Annotated in this window: 23 protein-coding genes; 14 read left to right on the plus strand and 9 right to left on the minus strand. The window is 68.4% G+C overall.

The features are described from left to right. Position 1 precedes the first annotated feature (1 nt). From ACFVIV_RS28160 to ACFVIV_RS28180, 5 genes are all read left to right on the plus strand, one after another. Entirely contained in the window at positions 2 to 1,153 is a 1,152-nt protein-coding gene (locus ACFVIV_RS28160; protein WP_379201367.1) for an acyl-CoA dehydrogenase family protein, read from the plus strand. Between the two features lie 102 nt (positions 1,154 to 1,255). Then, a complete protein-coding gene (locus ACFVIV_RS28165; RefSeq protein ID WP_379201369.1) occupies positions 1,256 to 2,455 on the plus strand; it encodes a TetR/AcrR family transcriptional regulator in 1,200 nt (399 codons plus the stop codon). 366 nt (positions 2,456 to 2,821) lie between these two features. Beyond that, entirely contained in the window at positions 2,822 to 3,433 is a 612-nt protein-coding gene (locus tag ACFVIV_RS28170; RefSeq protein ID WP_379201371.1) for a DUF4352 domain-containing protein, read from the plus strand. A gap of 120 nt (positions 3,434 to 3,553) precedes the next feature. Further along, positions 3,554 to 5,155 (plus strand): serine/threonine-protein kinase, encoded by a 1,602-nt coding sequence (locus ACFVIV_RS28175; RefSeq protein ID WP_379201373.1) that lies wholly within the window; start codon positions 3,554 to 3,556, stop codon positions 5,153 to 5,155. Positions 5,156 to 5,241: 86 nt separating this feature from the next. Then, complete coding sequence (locus ACFVIV_RS28180; RefSeq protein ID WP_379201375.1) at positions 5,242 to 6,369, plus strand: diguanylate cyclase domain-containing protein; 1,128 nt, start codon at positions 5,242 to 5,244, stop codon at positions 6,367 to 6,369. On the opposite strand, the gene ACFVIV_RS28185 is transcribed toward ACFVIV_RS28180, so the two are convergent. After that, a complete protein-coding gene (locus ACFVIV_RS28185; RefSeq protein ID WP_379201377.1) occupies positions 6,317 to 6,853 on the minus strand; it encodes an AAA family ATPase in 537 nt (178 codons plus the stop codon). The genes ACFVIV_RS28180 and ACFVIV_RS28185 overlap by 53 nt on opposite strands. Positions 6,854 to 6,912: 59 nt before the next feature. Beyond that, the gene (locus ACFVIV_RS28190; RefSeq protein WP_379201379.1) at positions 6,913 to 7,287 is read right to left on the minus strand and encodes a cupin domain-containing protein; all 375 of its coding nucleotides are present in this window, start codon (positions 7,285 to 7,287) and stop codon (positions 6,913 to 6,915) included. Between the two features lie 77 nt (positions 7,288 to 7,364). Here ACFVIV_RS28190 and ACFVIV_RS28195 point away from each other — a divergent pair, with 77 nt between their 5' ends. Together ACFVIV_RS28195 and ACFVIV_RS28200 are read left to right on the plus strand one after the other, a co-directional pair. Continuing rightward, positions 7,365 to 7,811, plus strand: a complete 447-nt coding sequence (locus ACFVIV_RS28195; RefSeq protein WP_379201381.1) for a MarR family winged helix-turn-helix transcriptional regulator — start codon at positions 7,365 to 7,367, stop codon at positions 7,809 to 7,811. A 133-nt stretch (positions 7,812 to 7,944) separates the two neighbouring features. Then, complete coding sequence (locus ACFVIV_RS28200; protein WP_379201383.1) at positions 7,945 to 8,541, plus strand: APA family fibronectin-binding glycoprotein; 597 nt, start codon at positions 7,945 to 7,947, stop codon at positions 8,539 to 8,541. A 3-nt stretch (positions 8,542 to 8,544) separates the two neighbouring features. On the opposite strand, the gene ACFVIV_RS28205 is transcribed toward ACFVIV_RS28200, so the two are convergent. After that, positions 8,545 to 9,396, minus strand: a complete 852-nt coding sequence (locus tag ACFVIV_RS28205; protein ID WP_379201385.1) for a GNAT family N-acetyltransferase — start codon at positions 9,394 to 9,396, stop codon at positions 8,545 to 8,547. A gap of 120 nt (positions 9,397 to 9,516) precedes the next feature. Beyond that, on the minus strand, positions 9,517 to 10,029 hold the full coding sequence (locus ACFVIV_RS28210) for a DUF3995 domain-containing protein (protein WP_379201387.1): 513 nt from the start codon (positions 10,027 to 10,029) through the stop codon (positions 9,517 to 9,519). Between the two features lie 66 nt (positions 10,030 to 10,095). On the opposite strand from ACFVIV_RS28210, the gene ACFVIV_RS28215 reads away from it, so the two are divergent. From ACFVIV_RS28215 to ACFVIV_RS28225, 3 genes are all read left to right on the plus strand, one after another. Continuing rightward, positions 10,096 to 10,656 carry a TetR/AcrR family transcriptional regulator gene (locus ACFVIV_RS28215; RefSeq protein WP_379201389.1) on the plus strand — a complete coding sequence of 187 codons (561 nt, stop codon included), beginning with the start codon at positions 10,096 to 10,098 and terminating at the stop codon, positions 10,654 to 10,656. A 76-nt stretch (positions 10,657 to 10,732) separates the two neighbouring features. Continuing rightward, a complete protein-coding gene (locus tag ACFVIV_RS28220; RefSeq protein ID WP_379201391.1) occupies positions 10,733 to 11,047 on the plus strand; it encodes a hypothetical protein in 315 nt (104 codons plus the stop codon). Positions 11,048 to 11,107: 60 nt separating this feature from the next. Further along, positions 11,108 to 12,139 carry a crotonase/enoyl-CoA hydratase family protein gene (locus ACFVIV_RS28225; protein ID WP_379201393.1) on the plus strand — a complete coding sequence of 344 codons (1,032 nt, stop codon included), beginning with the start codon at positions 11,108 to 11,110 and terminating at the stop codon, positions 12,137 to 12,139. Between the two features lie 8 nt (positions 12,140 to 12,147). On the opposite strand, the gene ACFVIV_RS28230 is transcribed toward ACFVIV_RS28225, so the two are convergent. Further along, positions 12,148 to 12,867, minus strand: a complete 720-nt coding sequence (locus tag ACFVIV_RS28230; RefSeq protein ID WP_379201395.1) for a hypothetical protein — start codon at positions 12,865 to 12,867, stop codon at positions 12,148 to 12,150. Positions 12,868 to 12,997: 130 nt separating this feature from the next. Here ACFVIV_RS28230 and ACFVIV_RS28235 point away from each other — a divergent pair, with 130 nt between their 5' ends. Then, positions 12,998 to 13,639, plus strand: coding sequence for a TetR/AcrR family transcriptional regulator (locus ACFVIV_RS28235; RefSeq protein ID WP_379201396.1), 642 nt, complete (start codon positions 12,998 to 13,000; stop codon positions 13,637 to 13,639). Positions 13,640 to 13,654: 15 nt separating this feature from the next. Here ACFVIV_RS28235 and ACFVIV_RS28240 read toward each other — a convergent pair whose 3' ends face one another. Beyond that, positions 13,655 to 14,119, minus strand: coding sequence for a MarR family winged helix-turn-helix transcriptional regulator (locus ACFVIV_RS28240; protein WP_379201398.1), 465 nt, complete (start codon positions 14,117 to 14,119; stop codon positions 13,655 to 13,657). A 296-nt stretch (positions 14,120 to 14,415) separates the two neighbouring features. Here ACFVIV_RS28240 and ACFVIV_RS28245 point away from each other — a divergent pair, with 296 nt between their 5' ends. Continuing rightward, a complete protein-coding gene (locus ACFVIV_RS28245) occupies positions 14,416 to 14,718 on the plus strand; it encodes an excalibur calcium-binding domain-containing protein (protein ID WP_379201400.1) in 303 nt (100 codons plus the stop codon). A 66-nt stretch (positions 14,719 to 14,784) separates the two neighbouring features. On the opposite strand, the gene ACFVIV_RS28250 is transcribed toward ACFVIV_RS28245, so the two are convergent. Continuing rightward, positions 14,785 to 15,009: a DUF3618 domain-containing protein gene (locus ACFVIV_RS28250; protein WP_067539893.1), complete on the minus strand. Its 225-nt coding sequence runs from the start codon at positions 15,007 to 15,009 to the stop codon at positions 14,785 to 14,787. 134 nt (positions 15,010 to 15,143) lie between these two features. On the opposite strand from ACFVIV_RS28250, the gene bcp reads away from it, so the two are divergent. Then, positions 15,144 to 15,617, plus strand: a complete 474-nt coding sequence (bcp, locus tag ACFVIV_RS28255; protein ID WP_379201402.1) for a thioredoxin-dependent thiol peroxidase — start codon at positions 15,144 to 15,146, stop codon at positions 15,615 to 15,617. 110 nt (positions 15,618 to 15,727) lie between these two features. On the opposite strand, the gene ACFVIV_RS28260 is transcribed toward bcp, so the two are convergent. Further along, entirely contained in the window at positions 15,728 to 17,008 is a 1,281-nt protein-coding gene (locus ACFVIV_RS28260; protein ID WP_379201404.1) for a hypothetical protein, read from the minus strand. Between the two features lie 307 nt (positions 17,009 to 17,315). Here ACFVIV_RS28260 and ACFVIV_RS28265 point away from each other — a divergent pair, with 307 nt between their 5' ends. Then, positions 17,316 to 17,960 carry a TetR family transcriptional regulator gene (locus ACFVIV_RS28265; RefSeq protein WP_379201550.1) on the plus strand — a complete coding sequence of 215 codons (645 nt, stop codon included), beginning with the start codon at positions 17,316 to 17,318 and terminating at the stop codon, positions 17,958 to 17,960. Between the two features lie 18 nt (positions 17,961 to 17,978). Here ACFVIV_RS28265 and ACFVIV_RS28270 read toward each other — a convergent pair whose 3' ends face one another. Next, a complete protein-coding gene (locus tag ACFVIV_RS28270) occupies positions 17,979 to 18,401 on the minus strand; it encodes a holo-ACP synthase (RefSeq protein WP_379201406.1) in 423 nt (140 codons plus the stop codon). Position 18,402: the final 1 nt, after the last annotated feature.

Genomic DNA, 18,402 nt, shown 5'->3' on the forward strand with positions numbered 1-18,402 from the left:
CATGACCACAACCGAGCACCGGTCCCCCTGGCTCGACGACGAGGTCGCCGCCCTGCGGGACATGGCGACCAAATTCTTCCAAGCCGAACTGCTCCCGCATCAGGAGCGCTTCGCCGAGCAGAAGTACGTGGATCGCGAATTCTGGTACAAGGCAGGCGAACTCGGACTGCTGTGCACCTCCATTCCCGAGCAGTACGGCGGCGGAGGCGGGACCTTCGCACACGACTTCGCGGTATTCGACGCTCAATATCGACTGGGCGACACCGGATTCGGCAATATGGTGCACAGCGGACTGGTCGCGCACTACCTGCTCGCCTACGGCACCGAGGAGCAGAAGCTGCGCTGGCTGCCGCGCATGGCCGGCGGTGAACTGGTCGGGGCCATCGCCATGACCGAGCCGGGTGCCGGCTCGGATCTGAAGGCTTTGCGCACGAGCGCGATTCGCGACGGTGACCACTATGTGATCAACGGCGCCAAAACCTTCATCTCCAATGGCAAGCACGCCGGATTGGTGATCGTGGTCGCCAAGACCGATCCGGCGGCGGGAGCCAAGGGGATCTCGCTGCTCGTGGTCGAGACCGCCGACGCACCCGGCTATCGGGTGGGCCGGGTGCTCGACAAGGTCGGGATGAAGGGCCAGGACACCGCCGAACTGTTCTTCGACGATGTCCGGGTTCCCGCGGCCAACCTGCTCGGGGACGCGGGCGCGGGCTTCGGCTACCTCATGCGGCAGCTGGCCCACGAACGCCTGGTCATCGCCGTGGGCGCGGCGGCGGCCACAGAAGCCGCCGTCGCGCTCACGGTGCGATACACCAAGGAGCGCAAGGCCTTCGGCGCACCCCTGTTCGACATGCAGAACACGCGATTCGAACTCGCCGAATGCGCCACCCTCGCGCGGGTGTCACGAGTCTTCGTCGACGACTGCGTCCACCGGCATCTGCGCGGCGACCTGGACGGCGCGACGGCGTCCATGGCCAAGGCGTACAGCACCGAGATCCAGGGACAGGTCGTCGACCGCTGCGTGCAGCTGTTCGGCGGCTACGGCTACATGCTCGAATACCCGATCGCGCGCATGTACGCCGACGCCCGGGTGCAGCGCATCTACGCGGGAGCCAATGAGGTCATGAAGGAACTCGTCGCCCGCTCACTGTGAGCACGAATGCCCCTCGCCGCTCGGGGGGACGAGGGGCATTCGGTAGCGTGCCACGAGGCACCGGCCCGGCCGGTGACCGCGAGGACTGGAGGTAGCACCGGAATGGCAAAGGCGGCCGGCGAGCAGGCCCTCATCGCCCCCGCGCGTGGCACCCGACCCGGAAACCGGCGTCAGCTCATCGTGGCGGCGGCCGCGGATCTGTTCTACCGCAAGGGCTATGCGGTGGTGAGCATGGCCGAGGTGGCCGACGCCGTCGCCATCGGACCGTCCGCGCTCTACCGCCACTTCCGCGGTAAGCAGGAGCTGCTGGCCACGGTCGTGCTGGCGGCCCTGGAGAACACGGACAGCGCCCTCGCGAGCGCGTCCGCCGCCGACGTCCAATCCCGGCTTGCCGCGGCTGCCCTCGAACACCGCTCGGTCGGTGTGCTGTGGCGGCGCGAGACGCGCAATCTCTCCCCCGACCAGCGCGCGGCACTGCGCACCGTCACCCAGCGGATCGGAGCCAGGCTGGCCGAACTGGTCGGCGAGCGCCGTCCGGACCTGCGCCCCGCCGCAGCCGACCTGCTGGCGCGCTGCGCCCTGGCCGTGGCCAACAGCGTGTCGTTCCACAGCCTCTCGCTCCCCGAACCCGGCTTGACCGCACTGCTCGCCGAATTGGTCGGCGCGACCATCGACGCACCCGTCGACCTGCCGGACGCCGCGGCACACTCCCCCGCGCGCACGGGACTCACCGCGACCGGGTCACGCCGTGAAACCATCCTCACCGAGGCCGCGAAGCTCTTCGCGCGCAACGGTTTCACCGCGGTGGGCATCGACGACATCGGTGCGGCCGTCGGCATCGCCGGTCCCAGTCTCTACAACCACTTCGCCACGAAGACCGACATCCTGCTGGCCGCCGTCTTCCGCGGCGACGCCTGGTTGCGCATGGACATGACCCGCGCCCTGGCCCGCGCCACCGACCCCGCCGACGGTCTGCACCGTCTCTTCGACAGCTACCGCGCCTTCGCCTTCGAAAACCCCGACCTGGTCCAGCTTCTCGTCACCGAGGCCGTGCACCTGCCCGAGGACGCCCGCCACCGCGCCCGCGTCGCCCAGCACGCCTACATCGCCGAATGGGTCGACCTCGTCCGCAGCGTCCACCCCGACTGGAACCAAGCCACCGCCCGCATCCGCGTCCAAGCGGCGCAGACGATGTGCAACGAGATCGCCCTGACCACCCGCGCCACTCCGCCACCCGACCTCATTTCACCACTGGCCACGATCGGCGACCGCCTCCTCGGCATTTCTCAGCCGAATCGGTGAGCGGGGTGCCCGACCGAAGCTGAGGCAGAACGAGACCGCACTTGACCGGCCCCGATCCGAGGGCTAGCGTCAGGCGCATGAACCCCTACAGCCAGTCTGTAGGCGGACAAAGTGTGACAAAGTCCCTGATGGCGCACTTCAAGACCAAGAAGAAGGCCCCTCGGCACCACGCCGAGGGGCCTTCTTCCATGTTGCCCACCGAATGCTCCCGAGCCCACCTCGCGCCGGCCAACCGCCCCTCATGGCATCGAACCGCGAATCCGACTGGTGCATAACGATTTAGCAACCGTGGCCCGGATCGCGCCCGGGAAGTGCCGACAGCGTGACGCACGTAACACGTCGATGCGATCTTGCTATCACACGGTTATGACCTACCAGCAGCCCCCGCCGGGGCAATATCCCCAAGCTCCGCCCCCGCCGCCCCCACGCCGCAGCAACGCGGTCCTGTGGGTCGTACTCGGCGCGATCGGGGGCCTCATCCTGCTGTGCGGAGGATGCCTCGGGCTGGTCGCGGTGACCATGAAGGACACCGCCATAAACAACGCCCCAGGCAGTTCCGCGCCGGCCGCCGAAGACGACACGGCCCCCGCCGGCACCCCGGTGCGCGACGGCAGATTCGAATTCCTCGTGACCGGCGTCGACCGCGATGTCCCATCCGTCGGAGACAACCCCTACCTCGCGAAGACCGCCCAGGGCGTCTACGTCCTGGTGCACGTCAACATCACCAATATCGCCACCGGCCCGCAAAGCTACCTCGGCAACAATCAGAAGCTGATCGACGACCAGGGCCGCGAGTTCACCAACGACACCGGCGCAGAGGTCAATCTCAATGCCCCCGACCTCCTGTTTACCGAGATCAACCCGGGCAACACGATCTCGGTCCTCATCGCCTTCGACTTACCGCCCGGAACCGTCCCCACCGCAATCGAATTCCACGATTCGATGTTCTCCGAAGGCACCCGAGTCGCACTGCCATAAGACCGCCCAGCAGGTAATGGTGCACGACGAGGGGTGCACCATTACCTGCTCGGCTGCAGGGCCTTTCAGGTTGGAGACGGACCCCTCGCGCGGGGGTGGGGTTGGTCATAGGCTGGCGCGGTGGAATCCGGGCGGACGGTGGTCGACGGGCGGTTCGAGGTGCTCGAGGCGCTGGGTAGCGGTGGGATGGGGACGGTGTGGCGGGCCTATGACCTGGTGCTGCATCGGGAAGTGGCGTTGAAGGAAGTGTTGGCGGCGGAGGGCGGGACGGGAGGGGCGGGGGCGGCGCAGCGGGAGCGGGTGTTGCGGGAGGCTCGGGCGCTGGCGCGGATTCGGCATCCCAATGTGGTGGCCGTGCATCATATTGTGGACAGTCCGGCGTCGGCGCATCCGTGGATCGTGATGGAGTTGGTGCGGGGGCGGAGTCTGGCTGATCGGCTCGAATACGGGCCGATGAATGCGGTCGAGGTCGCGCAGCTGGGGCGGGGGATGCTGGCGGCGCTGCGGGCCGCGCATGCGGTGGGGGTGCTGCATCGGGATATCAAGCCGGCGAATGTGCTGTTGCGCGAGGATGGTTCGCCGGTGCTCACCGATTTCGGGATTGCCGCTGTCGAGGGGTTGCATGGGCTCACCTCGACCGGGAGCGTGGTCGGGTCGCTGGATTATGTTGCGCCGGAACGGCTCGACAGTCGGGAGGGACATCCCGCCTCGGATCTGTGGTCGCTCGGGCTGCTGCTGTATGTCGCGGTGGAGGGCTATCACCCGCTGCGGCGGGAGACGACGGCCGCCACGCTCGCGGCCGTGGTGCGGGGGGATGTGCCGCCGCCGCGGCAGGCCGGGCCGCTCACCCCCGTGCTACGGGCGCTCCTGGTCACAGACCCGGATCGACGGCCGTCACTCGAGCGGGCGGACGCCATGCTCGCGCAGGCGGCCGGGGCCGCCGCGCCGTTGCCGTCGACGCCTGCCGAGTCCGCGCCTTGGCCTTCGCCCGGCGGGTCCGCGCCCTGGCCGGCGCCTGCCGCATCCGCGCCGATTTCGTCCGCAGCCGAACCGAGGCAGGTCGTTCGCCCGAGGGTAGGCAAGCGTTGGGTGCCGGTTGGGGTTGCGGCTGTTGTGGTGGTGGCGGGGTTGGTGGCGGCGGTGGCGTTGTGGCCGGATCGGTCCGGGTCGCAGGCGAATCCGGGCCTGTCCCCCGAGACCAGTCAGGCGCCGGGTGGTCGGCAGCCTGCGGGTGCGGTTGTCACCACGGCGGCGAAATCGGGGAATGCCGTGGATCTGCTTACGCCTGATGGGATTCGGCAGGTGGTTGCGGCGTTCGAGAATGCGTCCGGGGTGCAGGAATTCAGCGAGGTGACCTTCTATCCGGAGTATGCCAATGCCGGGATGCCGATCTCGGCGGGGTCGAAGCGGTATGACAGCTATACCTATCGGGATGGGGGCGTGAGCAAGCAGGGGCCGGGTGGGACCTTGTCGGGGAGCGAGACCACGGTGGTGTTGAGTTCGATCGATTGGGGTGTGCTGCCGGGGTTGCTCGAGGCGGCGGATCAGCAGCTCAATGTGCCCGATGCGACCATGCGGTATGTGATTGTCGATCCGGCGTGGACCTTCAATGACGATCGGCCGACCATCATGGTTTATCTGATCGATGCCTACAGCGGCGCGGCGTATCTGGCCGCCGACCTGGACGGCACCGTGGTGAAGGTCTATCCGAGGGAGAGCTGAATCCGCCCTGTAATCGAGATCACAATAGCGGCGGGTTAGCCTGCGACTTACCGTCGAGTAGTACGCCAACGGACGTGAGGCGCTCGATGACAGCTGGTCGATCGATGTTCCGGGCCTGGTGGCGAGACCGTGTCGACTACCGCGGCTTGGTCAAGACCTTCGAATCCCATTCGGCGCTGAGCAGATTCAAGTTCATGCTCGGCGCCGGCGGCATCGTCATGCTCGCGATCGCCCTGCTGGCAATGGTCTCCCAGCACGAGCTGACCGGCCGGGGCGGGGTGGCGCAGGGGCTGCTGGAGGCGGCCGTCGCGGGCATCTGGACCTGCCGGTGGTGGTTCCTGCCGTGGCCGCGCGAGTTCGAATCGCTGATCTGGATCGCGCTGTTCGATCTCGACGCGATCGTCAACAGCCTCGTGGTGCGCGACCCGGTCATCGGCGTGCTGGGCCTCGTGCTGCTCGTGGCGATGGGCGCGTACGTGACGGTGTTCCACGGCCCGCGCGTGCTGGCGATCCATATCGGCGCGGCCCTGCTGGCGAGCACGATCCTGGCGGTCCGCATGTTCACCCTCGCCGAGGGCATCGCCGTGGTCCTGGTCATCTTCGTGGTCGCCGGGGTCATGCTGCCGTTCATGCAGTTCAGCCACTGGCTGCTGCGCATGGACGCTCTCACCGATCCCCTCACCCATCTGCTGAACCGCCGCGGCCTCGACTCCTATCTGTTCGCCCACATCGACCGCTGCCACCGCCGCACCGCCTACGTCGCCACCCTCGACCTGGACCGCTTCAAATCGGTCAACGACACCTTCGGCCACCCCTTCGGCGACGAGGTCCTGGTCCGCACCGCCGACCGCCTCCGCACCACCGCCGCACCCAGAACCCTCATCGCCCGCACCGGCGGCGAGGAATTCGTCGTCGTCGGCTACTTGCGTGAACCCGCCGCCACCGTCGGCGAACAACTCCGCCGGGCGGTCGAGACCATGCCCAACCTGCCCACCCCCATCACCGCCAGCGTCGGCGTGGCGGTCTTCGACGCCTCCCACCCCGGCGCGAACTACACCGAGGCCACCCACCGCCACCTCATGCGCGCCTCGGATTCGGCGATGTACCGGGCGAAACACCTCGGCGGCAATACGGTGGTCATAGCCCCGCCGCCCCCGGTGGTCATAGCCCCGCCCCGTCGGCGGCATGCCGAATCCGATTCACCAACTCCATAATTCCGACCGGACGGCCCGTATCCACCACAACGACGGGGCAGACCCCGAGCGGCGCACCCCACACCGCCCACCGCTCCCAATCCTCGGCCAGCCGCCGGCCATCGGCATGAATCGCCGCCCGGCGGCGCCGCGCATACCGGGTCCTCGCCACCTCGGCGGGCAGGTCACACCACACCTCCACAACCCGCTTCGCCCCCGAGATGGCGATACCCGCCCTCGCGAACTCCAGATCCCGCGGCTTGAACCACCACGAATCGACGATCACCGGCTCGGCGATCTCCCGAGCCAGCGTCCAGATGATGTCCATGGCCCGACCCCCCAGCGCCGCCGCATCGACACGCTCATCGGCACGCCCCGCCAGGGCCTCCTTCACATCATCCTTCGATAACAGGCAGCCCCCGAGCACCACCGCCAACGATCGCCCCAGCGTCGTCTTCCCCGACCCCGGCAATCCATTGACCAGCACCAAGAGCTGCCCCACCACAACATCATCACCCCACCGGCGAGATCGGCGAGCAGGTTATGGCGCAGGCGAATCGGGCATCAGTTGACCCAGGGCGGGTTGACGATGGTGCCGTCGGCCAGTTCACCGGTGAAGCCGACCGAGGTGGTGACCAGGACGGTGGCGGGGTGGTCGGTGGGGTTGCTCAGGCCGATGGCGGAGCCTGCCAGGGCGACGGCGGCGTCGCCCGGGGACAGGGTGGAGTGTTCGCCGTCGATGGTGATGACAGCCGAGCCCTGCAGCAGGACGAAGACCTCCTCGCGGTGGATGGTGTGGGGGACGCCCTCGGTGCCGGGGGCCACCTCGACGCGCCAGGTGCAGAGTTCCCTGCTGCCGAGGGACGGGCGGACGAGGGAGGTGAAGCGGGCGTTGTGCAGGTCGAAGGATTGGGCGTCGGCGGAGCGGGTCATGGGCATGTTCGAATCCTTTGGTCAAGTAACTTGTCTATATAGTCAAGCTTGTTGACTTTCTTGTCAAGTGTCAAGATTTGGGCATGACCGGTTTCGCTGGGGATCTGCCACTGCTGTTGCTCGCGGCCGCGGCGGAGGTCACCGATGCCATTCACGCGGGCGTCGTGGCGGCGGGGTTCACCGATGTGCGGCCGGCGCACGGGTTCGCGTTCGTGCGGATGGCGCCGGACGGGGCGACGGTGGGTGAGATCGCCGAGCATTTGGGGGTGACCAAGCAGGCGGCCAGTCAGTTGGTCGAGGAGCTGGTGAAAAAGGGGTATGCGGAACGGAATCCACATCCGCACGATGCGCGGGCGCGATTGATCACGCTGACCGAGCGAGGGTGGGCTTGTACGCGGGCGGCGGATGCGGCTGTCGCGCGGTTCACCGACCGGTGGGCGCGAACGCTCGGACCGGACGCGGTGGTGGGACTGCGCAATATGCTGACGCACGTGGTGACGCCGGGGCGGGTGCGGCCCGCGGCGTGGTGAGGACCCCGGACAGGTGCGGCCGATCGTGATCAAGCCGTGCGGCGCGCCGCCGTGCTCAGCGCGGGGCGGTGACCAGCGATTTTGCTAGCTTCGCGGGGTGGACCCGAATCAGGTTCGGCCGCCGGAGGAGTCCGTGTCACCGCGCACCGCGCGGTGGGTGATCGCGCTCTGCATGGTCGCCTTGATCGGGTCGCTGGCGGGGATCGGGTATCTCGGATTCACCGAGTTGCGACAGGGGCATGACGACCAGAGGCGAGTCTCCAGCGTCGCGGCCGGAATGAGCTTCGTGCCGCCCGACGGATGGGAGGCGGTGCCACAGGACGGGGACGACAATCTCGTCTTCGGGCAGGCCGCACTGCAGCCGACGGGTGAGGATGCGGACGGGATGATCCTGCTGGGGAGGCTCGACGAATCGCTGTTCGCCGCCGCGGAATCCGATAACGGGCGGGCGGCGTGCTTTCTCGCGTCCGGGATGGGCGAGTTCTTCTTCCCGGACACCGGCCGCCGGGTGAACAACGAGACCGAGGACGTGAAAGGCCGTGCGGTGAGCGGGAAGTCATGCTTCTACCGTGTCGAGTTCGAGAGTTCGGCCAGCGCGCAGGCGGAGGTGTACGCGGCCGTGGTGCAGGACGGCGACCAGCGGTGGTGGATCACCTGGCTCGGGAATTCCACAGCGCCCGTGGATCGGTCGGCAGCCTTGCGGCTCGCCGAATCCATTCGTCCGCTGTAGAACTCAGCCCAGTTCGAGGGTGGTGACCCCGAAAACCTTTTCCGTACAGTGTGTTCGAGTCGGACCGGTGTACATCCGCGCGGTTTCGAAGCTCGGGGTCAGGCCGGCTTCCCGCATGAGCCAGACGGCTCGATCATTGGACAGCGGCACATCCACCGCCAGTGTGACCCCTCCCGCCAGCGCCGAAAGCAGCTGGCGCGCATCGGTATCGGAATCGGCGAACAACGGACCCACCCGCACCTCGTCCCGCGCCGGGCGGGAGGTCGCGAAGCCGGTCAGCGTGCCGTCCACGATGCGCACGACCGTGCGATGACCGGATTCGGCGAGCCAGGCCGACAGGAATTCCGGCCGATCGGCCGGCAGGCAGGCGGAGTCGTAGCGATGCAGGGCCGGAATATCGCCGGGCTCCAGCGCGCGCACGGTCGAATCCGGTGGCGGCAGATCCGGAATGCCCACGAATCGCGCACTGTGGTAAGCGAGTTCGAATCCGCTCCGCCGGTAGTTGTCCTGTTGATCGGGCACCCCGTCGAGCCCGACGACCCGGTGACCGGCGTGCTCGAGACCGGCCTGCCAGGTCACCATGCCGAGCCCCAGCCCGCGCAGATCGGGCCGCACGAGATAGAACCCCAGGAAGGCGTAGTCGCTCCCGTAGTTGACCACCGAGATCGCGGAGACGGGCGCGCCGTCCACATATCCGAGGAAGAATCCCTCCGGATCCTGGGCGAAGAACGCGCCGGCGTCCCGCTCCCCCGGATTCCAGCCCTCCGCGGCAGCCCATTCCTTCACGGTCGCCCATTCGGCGGGCGTGGCCCGGGCGATGACGAGGTCCGCGGGTCCGATTCCGGTGTCCGGCATACGTTCACGGTAGCCGCAACCGGGCCGCAATCGCCGCCACTCGCGCCAAGTCGGCCGCGCATCGCCCGGGACGGTGCTGCCGCGTCGGGCCACGCGGCAGCACCTCCCCTCCCCCCGGGCCTATCCGGCGATCGACGCGCTGCGCGCGAACGACGATTGCGCGGCCAGTCCCGCACCGGCCGCCAGGGCCAGGCACAACGGCGCGTAGACGGCCAGCTCCAGCGTCCAGTAGATCTCGTCGAACCCGGCCGCCACGGCCGAGCCGGCACCGGCCACGCCGCGCGCCCCGAGGACTCCGGCCACACCCCACGCGGCCAGGCGCGGCAACCGGCGGTCGTCGACGGTGGCCGCGCCCACCGCCCCCGCGGCGGCGACGAGCAGCCCGGCGACCACGTAAGTCAGTCCGGCCGAGGGGAGTTCGGAGTTGGGACCGACGACGCGCTGGGCGAGGGTGGCGTCGTCGTGGCCGGGCCAGCGCCAGCCCAGCGCCCAGGCGAGGTGAATGCCCGCGATACCGGCCAGGGCGGCGGCGCTGGTCCAGCCGGCGCGGCGGGCGGTGCGGGGGTCGGGCCGCCACGCGCGGCGGCGCAGCGCGAGATCGGACCACAGCGTCTTCTTGCGGATTGTCGTCATTGGAATCTCCGGCTGTCTCACCATACGCTACCGTATGGTCGCTGCCCATACGGTAGCGTATGGTTCGTGGCATTGTCGAGAGAGAACTGGATCCAGGCCGCCCTGCTGGCCATTGCCGAGAACGGGACCAAAGGGGTCGCCGTCGAGCCGCTGGCCACCCGGCTCGGGACCACGAAGGGCAGCTTCTACTGGCATTTCTCCAATCGCGAGGCCCTGCTCACCGCCACCCTCGAGCATTGGGAACGCGAGATGACCGATGCGCTCATCGAGCAGCTCGGGACCCTCGGGGATCCGGTGGAGCGCCTGCGCAAGCTGCTGGTCGTCGCCATGGACGACGAGGATCCGGTGCGTCCGGTGGACCTGGCGCTGGTCTCCGCGGGCAGCGATCCCGTGGTGCGCCCCTACCTCGATCGCGTGCAGCAGAAGCGACTCACCTTCCTGGAACGCTGTTTTCGCGAGATGAAGCTCACCCCCACCCAGTCCCGCCATCGCGCCCGCCTGGCCTATGGCGCCTACCTCGGCTGGTTCGAGCTCACCCGCTCCCAGTCCGGCGCCCCGCCGTCCCGCCGCGATCTGATCGGCTATCAGCGCACGGTCATCGACCTGCTGACCCGGCCCGACCACTAGGCCCGGCCGGAGGTGTCGGCCCGCTGCGGTAGGGTCGGGCACCAGAACGAACCACTTTGACCTGCGGGGTTGCGATATGGCCGACTACGCACACTCCGATCACGCGAGCCGCAGCCGTGCGGAGAAGGCCCGACGACTGGCGGCCTACATCTGGGCGCGCGGCATTACCGGCCCGGAGCTGCTGGAGCTGCCCATGCCGCAGCGCCGCAAGCTGGCGCGCGCGGCCGACGCCAATCCGCCGAGCACCGACGAGACCTGGCAGGCGGTGGCGCGGCTGCTGGCCGAGAAGGACGCCTGGGCCGCGCGCCACCCGGACCATCCGGCGGCGCGGCGAGAACATTCCGACGAGAAGATCCTGTGGGTGAAACCGCCGGTCAAGCCCTGGGAGTAGGGCGAATCGCGGGGCGCCCGGCCCTTGACAGCAAGAAATGAACCGGGGTTCACTGCTTGAGTGTCACCCGATTACGAGAACCACGCCGGGACCCGGCCGGCCGCCTGGCGCGATGACCTGACCGGCGGGGACGACTCGCTGTTCGCCGACCGCCCCGAGCCGGCGGGCGAATTCACCGGCCGCACACTGACTTACGAGGTGACGGGCCGGATCGCGCGAATCACCTTCAACCGCCCCGAGCAGGGCAATGCCATCACCTCGGACACCCCGGTCGAGCTGGCCGCCGCGGTCGAGCGGGCCGATCTGGACCCGCGCGTGCACGTGATCGTGGTCAGCGGGCGCGGTAAGGGATTCTGCGGCGGATACGACCTGTCGATCTTCGCCGAGAACGGCTTCGAGCCCACCCCGGGCGCACAGCCGGCGGAGGGCACCGTGCTCGACCCCGTCGTCCAGGGCCGCAATCACAATCCCTGGGGCACTTGGGATCCCATGGTCGACTACGCCATGATGTCGCGCTTCAACCGCGGTTTCTCCAGTCTGCTGCACGCCAATAAGCCGACGGTGGCCAAGGTGCACGGCTTCGCCATCGCGGGCGGCACCGATATCGCCCTGTTCGCCGATCAGATCATCTGCGCCGAGGACGCCCGCTTCGGCTACCCGCCCACCCGCACCTGGGGCATTCCCGCGGCCGGCATGTGGGCGCACCGCGTCGGCGATCAGCGCGCCAAACGCCTGCTCTTCACCGGCGACAGCCTCAGCGGCACCCAGGCCGCCGAATGGGGCCTGGCCATCGAGGCCCCGCCCGCCGAGGACCTCGACGACCGCACCGAGGATCTGCTGCACCGCATTTCGCAGGTCCCCATCAACCAGCTCGTCATGGCGAAGCTGGCCCTCAACAGCGCGCTGCTGAGCCAGGGCGTGGCGACCTCCGGCATGATCAGCACGGTCTTCGACGGCATCTCCCGCCACACCCGCGAGGGCTACGCCTTCCAGATGCGCGCCGCCACAGCCGGTTTCCGCGAAGCCGTGCGCGAACGCGACGAACCGTTCGGCGACTGGAAGCGCGCCCAGTTCAGCAAACCCGCGGAGTAGGCGGGCGCTCAGTCGAGAGTTCGCTTCGTCATTCCGGCGCGCTTGTGGCCGGAATCCACCACGTCGTCGGAGATCCCGGCCAAACCCACGCCGGGATGACGAGCGGCATCACCCGCCTCACTCCACCGGTCCAGCGCCGAACGCGCGTTACCGGTCCGATTCCACTCGTCCAGCGCGGAACGCACCCGCCGCTGATCCAAGGATCCGCGAAGTCGCTGTCGCGCAGCCGGAATGGGCTCCAATGCCGATCCCGTCCGCACGACGCGCTCCGGCGCGAACGGATAACCGGTCGCCAGCCCGCGCAGGCCGAGCGTGAGCGCCTCACCGAGCAGGCTCACGCCGATGGCCAGCTGCATCGGCCGCACGTCCTCGTGTGCGCCCAAGTGCGCGCTCAGAATGCTCACGCCCGCGTTCACCGCGAGCGAGACCATCCAGACGGCCAGCGTCCACACCGTGTATCGCTGCCACAGCACGCCGTCGCGGGTGAGCAGCCGGATGGTGGTGCCGCGTGCCGCGCCGAATCCGAACCCGATCAGCGATCCGGCGATGATCCACGCGAGGTCCGCGCCGGTCGGGTGGTGCTGTATCAGACCGTGAATCCCGATGGCCAGCAAGACGATCGGCGGCACGGCGGTGTCCCTGGCATTGAGCGGCTCGCCCGCGAACCGCTTGACGATCACGTAGATCAGCAGACCGGTCCCGATGGCGATGATCAGCGGCGTACTCATCGGGCGACCCCCCGCGATTCACGAAATAGCACGGACATGCCATTTAAAATAGCTTGTGCGTGCTATAAAAACAATCGCACCGGGTGCCGACCGGATCCCCGGCCCGAGCGAGAACGTAGGATCGCTGCCCATGCCCAAGATCGTGGATCCGACCGAACGCCGAAAGGCCGTCGCCGACGCGGTATTCCGGGTCGTGGCCCACGAGGGCGTCGAGAGCGCCTCGCTGCGCCGCGTCGCAGCGGAGGCCGGGCTGGCCATCGGCTCGGTACGCCACTATTTCGGCAGCCACGCCGAACTGCTGAGTTTCGCACTCGCGGAACTCGATTCCCGGGTGACCGACCGGGTGCTGCGCCATCTCGCGGAGTTCTTCCCGGACAGCGGGGCCGCGCCGCCCAGGGTCCCGGGCAGCCACGCCGAACGCATCCTGCTCGAACTACTCCCCCTCGACGAGCCCCGCTTCGAGGAATCGGCGGTGTGGCTGGCGTTCACCACCGCCGCGCGCTCGCGACCGGAGCTCGCCGAACTGGCCGTCCGGCCGCTGACCGGCGTACGGTCGCTGGTACACCGCGTGCTGTCGGCAATGGCCGGCGCGGGGGTGCTGCACGGCGCGACCGGCGACCTCGAACGCGAGACCGACCGGCTGGCAGCGCTATTGGACGGACTCGCCCTGGCCGCGGTGGTCGATCCCGATCGCCGCGATCCGGACGCCATGCGGGCCGTACTCCGGCTGCATCTCGCGAGCCTGACCGGCAGCGCTCAGCCGTCGCACTGATACCCCGGGCGGATATCAGACCCCGCCGGGCAGGTCCGTCCGCTCGACCTCCGCCACGACCTTCTCCCCCAGCGACCGCAGCGCCGCCGCCTCGCGCTCGGTCATATCGTCGATGAACAACCGCCGCACCAGCAGAACATGGTTCGGCGCAGCGGTTTCCAGCGCCAGGCGGCCCGCATCGGTGAGGTGCACCTCCCGGCCCCGGGCGTCGTCGGCGGCCTGGCAGCGGTCGACAAGACCGCGCGTGGCCATTCGGGTCAGATGCTTGGACAAGCGGCTCTTGTCCCAGCAGATCTCCGCGCCCAATTCCTTGGCGCGCATGGTGCCGCCGGCCGCCGAGAGCGCCACCAGTACTTCGTAGTCGGACGGCGAGAGCCCGTCCTCGGCCAATCCGGCGGCAATGGCGGCGTCGAGGCGCTGCCGGAGCCGGATGTACGCCTGCCAGGTCGTCTGTTCCTCATCGGTCAGCCAGCGCGTCATGGAATACATCTTAACTACGCTTGGTTGATATGGACACCAATGGTGGAAACGGAACGACCGCCGCGGCGATATGAATATTCGAGCCGGACGAATGGGACATATTCCGGCAGAACATATTCCAAATCAGCATTAGGTCATTTACCAGGATAAATAGCCCATCCGGTTGACAATGCAACGGTCCGCCAGAACAGTAGACGCCGGACCCGGACCGGCCACCGTGCCGAACCTCCGCGCAGCGGTGGCATCCGCGCCGAACCGGGCCGCTACCAACCTATTGCGCCGACATTGAGGAATACATGAACGTTCGCCGGCTTCTCGTCACCGCCAGCGTCGCGGGACTGACGACCCTCGCAGCCCCTTCCGCCATTGCCTTCGCCGATGTTCCCACCGGTTCGTCCGGCACCGGCTCGTCCACCATCGACACCGGTTCCGGCGCCACCGGGTCGGCGAACCTGGCTCAGACCGGTTCGGCCGGTGGGTCGTTCAAGAACTGCGACGAGGCCCGGGCCGCCGGCCGGGCTCCGCTCTTCCGCGGCGAGCCGGGCTACGGTCCGCACCTGGACCCCGATGGCGATGGATTCGCCTGCCCCACGGTCTAGTTCGTCCCGAATACGAAGAACACCCGATGTCCTGATGGACATCGGGTGCTTCTTTTCTCGCCGCGCTCAGCGGCGGAAGATCTTCACCAGCGTCAGCAGGACGATCAGGGCGCCCGCGCCGATCAGGCTGTACTTGATCTTGGGCTCGTTCACCTTCGCGACCAGGGCGTGCTTGGTGTTGTCGGCCAGCCGCTGCGGGTCGGCGCGCACCGCCAGCTCGTCGAGGGTGCTCGCGAGCCGGTTACGCGCGGCCTCGATCTCCCGTTCGATCGCCTCGGTATCTCTCGCCACGTCACACTCCTGTCTGGAAGCCGCCTCGCACGGGCGGCATTGTCGTCTCGAGGTCGCTCGCCGTCATCCACGGGCCGACCTGCACTGGAGTGTATCGCCCACACCCTGTCCGGCCCGTCCACTACGGTGTCGGCATGACCGAGAACCACCGACTCAGTCCCGGCGATACCGCGCCCGCCTTCACTCTCCCCGATGCCGACGGCAAAGAGGTGTCGCTGTCGGACTACCGCGGCCGCAAGGTGATCGTCTACTTCTACCCCGCGGCGAGCACGCCGGGCTGCACCAAGCAGGCCTGCGATTTCCGCGACAGCCTGGCCGAACTGAACGGGGCCGGGATCGAAGTCATCGGCATCTCCCCCGATAAGCCCGCCAAGCTGGCCAAGTTCCGGGACAACGAGCAGCTCACCTTCGAACTGCTGTCGGATCCGGACAAGGAAGTGCTGCTCGCCTACGGCGCGTTCGGCGAGAAGACCATGTACGGCAAGACCGTCACCGGCGTCATCCGCTCCACATTCCTCATCGACGAGAACGGCAAGGTCGAGGTCGCGCAGTACAACGTGCGCGCCACCGGCCACGTCGCCAAGCTGCGCCGCGAGCTGTCGGTCTGATGACGGCTGAGTCCCGGCCCCGTGCGGGGCCGGGACTCGAATCTCGGCTGTGCCCTGAACGGCCGAGACTCCGACTTCTCCCCGCACGGGCGGGGAGCACTCCGTACCCGCTAAACGCGCGGCAGCATCTCGGCGGCCCACTGCAGCATCATGCGCCAGTGGTTGTCCCACCACTTCGCGAATTCGGGGGTGCCTAACGGCGGGGGCGCCGTCTCGCCCGGGAACAGCCCGGACTCGGTGGGCGACCCGACCGGGTGGGTGGGCGCGGGAATGATCGACTCCGGGTGGTGCGCCGTCTCGCCTTCGGGCTGCGATCGCAGCAGCGGCTTCGAGGGCGCCACTTCCGCACTCGGATCCGGGCCCCAGTTGAGCGTCGCCGGATCGATGGTCACGATCTCCGGCTCGGCCACCGGCAGCGGCTCCTCCACCGGCGTCTCCGCATCGGTGGGCGCGGGTTCCACACCCGGCAGACCCTCGACGATGTCACCGGCGGAACCGGTGTCCGGCGCCACCGGATCACCGATGGGCCGCTCGGGGGCGGTGGTCGCATTGGCGGAGACCCGGGAGTCGGCGAGCACCGGCTCCGGCACCGTCTTGGAGTTATTGCTCGCCGCGTACACGCCGCCGGTCACCAGCCCGCCCGCCAGCACGCTCGCGGCCGCGAACAGGGCGGCGGTGCCGCGCGCCCGGCGAATCCGCTCGGCGGCCTCGCCGGCGAACTCGGTTTCGGGCAGGGCGGTGAGCGCCGCGCCGATGGCCGGTGCGCTCGCGGCGACCGAGCACGGGATGACGGGCGCGCCGAAGCCGGCCTCGAGGGCGGCGACCACGGCGGGTTCGCTTGCGGCCGAACCGATCAGCACCACCGCGTCCGGCTTCACCCCGGCGGCGTCGAACTGGTCCCAGGCGGCGGTGACGGCGGCGCGCATGGCCTCGTCGGTGGTGGCGCCGCCGGTGAGGGTGACCGCGGCGAGCACCCGCGCGCGGTCGGGATCGATGAGCGAGAAGGCCTGGAAGCCGGGCACCACCTCGCAGATGGCCAGATCCTCGAACTCGTCCACCCACGTCATGGCCCGCGCCACCGACAGGTGCGCGGACTTGGCGGACACCAACGAGGCATCGTGCCACGGCCCGGCCGCCAGCCGCGTGACAATGGCGCGGCGCTCGGCGGCATCGCGATACGCGACGGCCGCGCCCACGATCTCGCGTTCGGGACCCATCTTGTCGGCAATGCCCTCCAGCGCGGCCTCGACCGCCGCCGCCAGATCGGCCTTGGTGTCACCGGTGACCTTCTCGACGCGTTCCAGCACCACGCGCTCGGGCAGCTTGTCGCCCTCGTCGGCCAGGGCCACGGCGCGCACGGTGCCACGCTCGGTGGCGACACCGATGGTCACCGCGGATCGAACAACAGCAGAAGCAACCACAGATCAGCCTTCCAACGTCGTCGCGTACAGTCGTCGCGCTCGATGAGATAAAGCCCCCTGGGACGTGCGGCCAGGAAGCAGCTGCGATGGAAGTTCGTCACCGCGACCGGCGCGGATGGGTACAAAAACACCCAGATAGACGGACACACGAAGTACCGCAGCGTGTCATCCGCGTGTCGCTACCTCTAGGCTGTTGAACGTGGAAGCGCGCACGGGAGCCAGGTCGACCAGACGACCGGACCCTGCGTTGGAGCTGCAGGACGATCCGCAAGAACTCATGCCCCGTCGCCGCCCGACGCAGGAACGGAGCAAGAGGAAATTCGACGCCCTGTTGCACGCGTCCCGAGAACTGCTGGTGGAGGTCGGTTTCGAATCCTTCACCTGTGAAGAGGTCGCCTCCCGTGCGGAAGTCCCGATCGGCACGCTGTACCAGTTCTTCGCCAACAAGTACGTCATCGTCTGCGAGCTGAATCGCCAAGACCTGGTTGCGGTTTCCCAGGAGCTCTCCGAGTTCCACGGCGAGATACCGTCCATGGACTGGCTGCGGCACATGAACGCGCTCGTCGACCATCTGGCCGATCTGTGGATGACCGACCCGTCCCGGCGCGAGGTGTGGCTGGCCATGCAGTCCACGCCGTCCACCCGGGCCACCGGCGCGATCCACGAAAAGGAGTTCGCCGAAGCGGTTTCGCAGATGCTGCGCCCGCTCATGCCGCGCACGCCCCGCGGCCGGCGCTCGATGATGGCGCAGGTGCTGGTGCACGTGGTGTATTCGATGCTGAATTTCTCCGTGCAGGACGGCCTCAGCCACGAGGACGCGGTGGCCGAGCTCAAGCGGCTGATGGTCGCGTATCTGCTGATCGCCGAGAAGGAATCCCGCTCCGGCGGTCAGCGCACGACCTTCGAACCGGATGCGAACTGAGCCCGGCGCGAACCGAAATCAGCCCTCGATCAGATCGGCTAGTTCACCGGGATCCTCCAGCACCACCATGGCGGCCGCCGTGTCGCCATCGTGGGTGAGCGACAGGTGAACTCGCACCCGGGGCAGGAATTCCGCTGCCAGCCCGTGCAATTTGATGCTGGGCCGGCCCCAGGCGTCGTTGACGACCTCGATCAGCGGGTACGGATTGTCGCCCACCTGCGGGCTGCGCGCGAAGCGAGACGACGCCCACGCCTTGATGACCGCTTCCTTGGCGGCCCAGCGGGCGGCGTAGCTGCGCGCCGGATCGGTGCCCTTGCTCTGGCAGTAGCGCCGCTCTCCGGCGGTGAAACTCTCCCGGATCATGGTGGTGCCGGTGCGTTCCAGCTGTTCGGCGAATTCGGAGATGGACACCAGATCCAAGCCGATACCAAGGATCGTCACT

It is taken from the genome of Nocardia sp. NPDC127526 (genome assembly GCF_042672265.1).
Taxonomy (GTDB): domain Bacteria; phylum Actinomycetota; class Actinomycetes; order Mycobacteriales; family Mycobacteriaceae; genus Nocardia.